A 5,554-nucleotide genomic window follows, 5' to 3' on the forward strand; every position below is an offset into this window, starting at 1 on the left:
TCACGCAGATGAACGACGGCCAGAAACGGCATGCTCCGCTCCAATAGGTTGATAGAGTTCGATTTTGAGCCGCCCGACCGCGCGTTCGATCGACTCGAGGTACGGCAGCATCGCCCCTTTGATGCGGCGAAGCCGGTCCTCGCCTTGCGCCGTAATCGAGTAGACGCGGCGCGAACGCTTCGTGGGATGGTCCCACGTGGCGGTAACGAAGCCGCGCTCTTCCAAACGGCGCAGCAGAGGGTAGATCTTGTTCGTATTAACCGCGACGAGGTCGCCGCAGATCGCATCGATCCGCTGCATGAGCCCGTACCCGTGATCGGGTTGCTCCTGGATCAGATGCAGAATCAAGACGGGGAAAATCGTTTTGCTTTTGATCGGCCCGCGCAGGACCTCGTCGACGCGGCGAGATGGGGCGGTCACGCGCTCGCGTGCTTCAGATCGGCCTGATAGGCCCGATCGATCGCCGTTCGATAGCGCTCTTCCACGACGCGACGCTTGATTTTCATCGCCGGTGAGAGTTCGCCGTTTTCAACGCTGAATTCGCGAGGGATGACGATCACGCGGCGAATCTGCTCGTACGATCCGAGATCGTCGGTGTTCCGGCGCACTTCGCGCGTGATAAAACGCCGCACGTCGTCGCGCTCCGACAGCATTTCGTTGCTGACGTCTTTCGGGAGCTCGAGTTCGACGCGAACGAGGTCCCAATTCGGACAGACGAGCGCCGCCGGGTGCGGACGGCCGTCGCCCACCACCATCGCCTGCGCGACGAACACGGATCGCTTGATCGCCGATTCAACGCGCGCCGGCGAGATGTACTTACCGGTCGCCGTTTTGAAGACTTCTTTCTTGCGATCGGTGATGCGCAAAAAACCGCTCGGATCGATTTCGCCGACGTCGCCGGTATGGAGCCAACCGTCGGTGATCGCCTCCGAGGTCGCTTCGCTATCGTTGAAATAGCCTCGCATGATGTTGCGACCGCGCGCGAGGATCTCGCCGTCCTCTGCGATCGTCACCTCGACGCCCGGGATAACCGAACCGACGCTTCCGTATTTATTGAGCGTGAGGCGGCTGGTCGTGATGACGGGTGAGGTTTCGGTTAAACCATAGCCTTGCAAGATGGGGACGCCCAGGCCCAAGAACGTCATCGCGATATCGATGTGCAACGCCGCGCTGCCGCTCAGGAAGTACTCCATGCGGCCCAGGCCCAGCCCCGCGCGCACTTTATCGAGGACGAGCCGCTTCGCGAGCGCGTACTGCGCGGCGAGCCACGCGTTCGGCGAGCTCCCTTGCGTTTTTGCGAACATGTAGTCGCGCCCAACCCCCAGCGCCCACGGCACCAGCTTGGCCTGCAGGCCGCCGTGCTTCATGGCCTGGCCGGTCACGCCCGCGAGCACGCGATCGAAGATGCGCGGTACCGCCGTCATCGCCTGCGGCTTGACCGCGAGCAAGTCGGCGAGCAACTCGTTGGCATCGTGACAGATACTGTAACGCGTCTTCGCCAACAGATAGATGTAGATTATCGTGTGCTCGAAGATATGCGAATACGGAAGCACCGAGAGCACGTCCATGCCCGAAACGATTTCATCGCCGGCAAACATCAGCGACGCTTGCGCATCGAAGCAGAGATTATCGTGCGTGAGCATCACGCCTTTGGGATTGCCCGTGGTGCCCGACGTGTAGATGAGGACCGCGAGGTCGCTCGACCGAACCTCGGCCTCGTAGGCGGCCGGCAGTTCCGGATGCTCGACGCGTATTGCCGCGCCGCGCGCTTCGAACGCGGCGAGCGTCCCAATCCCCTCGCCGCCCATGACCACCGCTTGCGGGAGATCCATATCCACGTGTCCCAGGGCCTGCAACGACGCGGCGGAGTCGATGAACAGCAACTTCGCGTCCGAATGTTTTAGGATGTAACCCGTGAGATCGAGCGCCTGCGTCGGATAAATCGGCACGACGACGCAGCCGGCAAAGAACGTCGCGAAATCGCAGACGATCCAATCGACGCAATTGTGCGCGATGAGCGCTACGCGATCTCCTTGCTGCAAACCCGCGTCGCGAATCGCGCACGCCAAGTTCTCAACCCGCTCCAGCAGCCTCGATGTCGAGGTCGGGATCCAGTCGCCGTTCACGCGTTCGAGCAGCGCTTCGTTACGCGGTTCGGCCAGCGCTCTGCGTATAAGGTGCGAGAGCGTTTCGTTATCGGGAATAAGGGCGGGCATCAGGCGGGCGTTCTTCGCCGCCCTACACGGGCCCCCTCGGTGATGCGCTTGAGGCGGGCCTAACGCAGCATCAGATACGGCTGGGCGTGCGCGAGGCGCGCCGGGCTCATCCCGGCGACATCGAGCAACTCGTCGTACGAATCGTATGGCCCCTCGCGATCGCGCAGCGCAACGATGCGGGCGGCCACGGTTGCGCCGATCCCGGGAACCGCCGAAAGGGCTGCCGCATCCGCGTCGTTGAGATCGACCGGCTGCGCGGGCGGCGCTTTACCGCGGGACTTCCGGGAGCCGTGGCTGCTCCGGCGCGCCGAGGCCGCCCTTCGAGGCGCCTCGCCGATTCGCGGTACGTCGATTTCGTCGCCGTCACCCACCCGTGCGGCCAGGTTGACGCCGGCTGCATCGGCACCCGGGAGCATTCCCCCCGCCGCTCGCACGGCGTCGTCGGCGCGTCCACTCGCGGGCACGCGGTAGAGCCCCGGCCGCGCGACCGCTCCCACGACGTAGACCAACGCCCTCGCCGCGCTCGTCTTTTTGGCTCGCCCATGGGTTGGGCGGAGGTGGGGTTCCGCAGCCGCGGCCGCGAGTATGGGCGGATGCGGTGCCGGGTGCCAGATGGCCAATGCCGCGACGACGATGGCGGCGAGGAGTGCAACATATCGCAACATGCCCGCCTTTCCCACGCCGAGGTCCGACCGGAAAGGTAGCCACGCCCCTCGTGAGCCATTACCATGCTCTCTATGGCCGAAACGTACGATTTTCGCAACACCGAACGGACCTGGCAAGAGCGCTGGGAGAACGAAGGCATCTATCGCGCGCGTGACGACGACCCGCGCGAGAAGTACTACGTGCTCGAGATGCTGCCGTATCCATCCGGCGATCTGCACGTCGGCCATGCAAAAAACTACACGCTCGGCGATGCGATAGCGCGCAGCATGCGCATGCTCGGGTATAACGTGCTGCACCCGATGGGCTGGGATGCCTTCGGGCTGCCGGCCGAAAACGCAGCGATTGCGCGCGGGATCGATCCCAACACCTGGACGCGCTCGAACATCGAAAACATGGTGCGTCAGCTCCGCCTGATCGGCACCAGCTACGATTGGTCGCGCGAGATCACCACCTGTTCGCCCGAGTACTATCGCTGGAACCAGTGGCTGTTCTTGCGTCTCTACGAACACGGCCTCGCCTACAAGCGCGAAGCGCCCGTGAACTGGTGCCCGCACGACGCAACGGTCTTGGCGAACGAGCAAGTCATCGACGGCAAATGCTGGCGCTGCGGCCACGCCGTCGAACGGCGCAACCTCTCGCAATGGTTCCTGAAAATCACCGACTACGCACAGCGGTTGCTCGACGATCTCGACGAGCTGGGCGGCTGGCCCGACCGCACGCGCACGATGCAACGCAATTGGATCGGCCGTAGCGAAGGCGCGCAATTCGCGTTCGCCGTCGACGGCGTCGACGCGCGGATCGAAGCATTCACCACCCGCGTCGACACGATCTACGGCGTCACGTTTCTCGCCATAGCCGCCGAACACCCGATGGTCGAACGGCTCAAAGCGCACGTCTCCGCCGAACAGGCAACGGCGGTCGACGCCTTCGCGCAGAGCCTAAAGTCCAAATCCGAACTCGAACGCACCAGCTTGATGGAGAAGCAAGGCCTCTTCACCGGCGCGTACGCCATTCATCCGCTCTCGCACGAGCGCGTGCCGATCTGGGTGACCAACTACGTGCTCGCCGAATACGGCTCCGGCGCGGTTATGGGCGTCCCCGCGCACGACGAACGCGATTTCGATTTCGCTAAAAAGCACGGGCTGGCGATCGCGCAAGTCATCGCACCGCACGGATCCTCGGCCGATGCACCGCTGGAAGCGGCCTTCGTCGACGACGGTCGCCTGATGAACAGCGGCGATTTCACCGGCATGACGAGCGAACGCGCGCGCGACGCGATCGCGGCGAAGCTTACGTCCCTCGACATCGGCGGCAAGCGCGTAACGATGCGCCTGCGCGATTGGCTCGTCTCGCGCCAACGCTATTGGGGCACGCCCATTCCGATCGTCTACTGCACGGCCTGCGGCGAAGTCGCCGTACCGGATACGCAGTTGCCCGTCGTCCTCCCGAGCAACGTGCCGATCACCGGCGAAGGCTCGCCGCTCGCACGCGACGCCGCGTTCATGGAGACGACCTGCCCGAAGTGCGGCGGCCCGGCTCGGCGCGAGAGCGATACGATGGACACGTTCTTCGAATCGTCCTGGTACTATCTACGCTACCTCGACCCGCACAACGCAACCGCTCCGTGGGGCGCAGCGCCCGCGAAGCAGTGGATGAACGTCGATCAGTACATCGGCGGCGCCGAACATGCCGTGTTGCATCTGCTGTACTCCCGCTTTTTCTACAAATTCTTCCACGATCGGGGCTGGGTAACCGGAAGCAACGAGCCGTTCCAGCGACTCTTCCACCAGGGCATGGTGCTCTACAACGGCGAGAAAATGTCGAAATCGCGCGGCAACGTGGTCGGCATCGACGAAACCGCCGCGACCAACGGCGTCGACGCGATGCGCCTGTTTCTGCTCTACGTCACGCCGCCCGAAGACACCAGTGAATGGACCGACGAAGGCATCAGCGGGCGCGTACGTTTCATCAACCGCGTCTGGCGCGCGTGCGAACCGTTGGCCGAACGGGCCTCAGCGGTATCGCCACGCGAGCTACCGCCCGCGAACGGAGCCGCCGAAAAAGCTTTGATTCGCGCGGTACACGTCGCGGCTCGATCCGGCATCGAGGAAGTACTCACCCGGCGCTTCCATTTCAACGCCACGATTGCGAAGCTCGACGAGCTCGTCAACGCGATGACCGCCGCGGCGAAGAACGCACCGGACTCCCAGGCGCTGCTCTATGCCGTGCATGCATTGCCGCTCATCATCGCGCCATACGCCCCGCACATCGCCGACGAGCTCTGGTCGCGCCTGGGCCATAGTACGTCCGTGCATCAGGAACGCGCGCTCGAACCCGACGAACGCGCCCTCGCGCTCGACGAACTCACGCTGGTGGTGCAAGTCAACGGCAAGATCCGCGCGCGACTAACCGTCGCACCCGACGTCACCGAGGAGGCCGCGATTGCGCTCGCGTTAACCGACGCAAACGTTCAAACGTATCTCGACGGCAAGCAGATCCGCAAACGCATCTTCGTGCCGGGGAAACTCGTCAGCTTCGTGGTTAGCTAGCAGAACGAGCTACTGCAGAACGGCACCGGTGTGGGGAACCGTTCGTCAGCGCGCATCCTGCGCGCTTCCTACTCGTATGTTTTTGTGCAACATTCAAAGGAAGTTCGACATCCTGTCGATTGC

The 5,554-nt window shown here is 63.6% G+C and carries 4 protein-coding genes; 1 reads left to right on the top strand and 3 read right to left on the bottom strand.

Going from position 1 to position 5,554, the window contains the following annotated elements; translation table 11 throughout:
* From VMW12_08765 to VMW12_08775, 3 genes are read right to left on the bottom strand one after another with little or no spacing between them, the layout of a single operon-like run.
* A complete protein-coding gene (locus tag VMW12_08765; protein HUZ49816.1) occupies nt 1-420 on the bottom strand; it encodes a PadR family transcriptional regulator in 420 nt (139 codons plus the stop codon).
* Nucleotides 417-2,216, bottom strand: coding sequence for a long-chain fatty acid--CoA ligase (locus tag VMW12_08770; protein HUZ49817.1), 1,800 nt, complete (start codon nt 2,214-2,216; stop codon nt 417-419). Before VMW12_08770 ends, VMW12_08765 begins: the two co-directional genes overlap by 4 nt.
* Nucleotides 2,217-2,275: 59 nt before the next feature.
* The gene (locus VMW12_08775) at nt 2,276-2,881 is read right to left on the bottom strand and encodes a helix-hairpin-helix domain-containing protein (GenBank protein HUZ49818.1); all 606 of its coding nucleotides are present in this window, start codon (nt 2,879-2,881) and stop codon (nt 2,276-2,278) included.
* Nucleotides 2,882-2,953: 72 nt separating this feature from the next.
* On the opposite strand from VMW12_08775, the gene leuS reads away from it, so the two are divergent.
* The gene (gene leuS / locus VMW12_08780; GenBank protein ID HUZ49819.1) at nt 2,954-5,431 is read left to right on the top strand and encodes a leucine--tRNA ligase; all 2,478 of its coding nucleotides are present in this window, start codon (nt 2,954-2,956) and stop codon (nt 5,429-5,431) included.
* Nucleotides 5,432-5,554: the final 123 nt, after the last annotated feature.

This window comes from Candidatus Dormiibacterota bacterium (genome assembly GCA_035532835.1).
Classification (GTDB): Bacteria; Vulcanimicrobiota; Vulcanimicrobiia; order Vulcanimicrobiales; family Vulcanimicrobiaceae; genus DAHUXY01.

Bases quoted from the DNA above. Each gene is read 5' to 3' on its own strand.
- leuS (HUZ49819.1), top strand. From the start codon at position 2,954: ATGGCCGAAACGTACGATTTTCGCAACACCGAACGGACCTGGCAAGAG.
- VMW12_08770 (HUZ49817.1), bottom strand. From the start codon at position 2,216: ATGCCCGCCCTTATTCCCGATAACGAAACGCTCTCGCACCTTATACGC.
- VMW12_08775 (HUZ49818.1), bottom strand. From the start codon at position 2,881: ATGTTGCGATATGTTGCACTCCTCGCCGCCATCGTCGTCGCGGCATTG.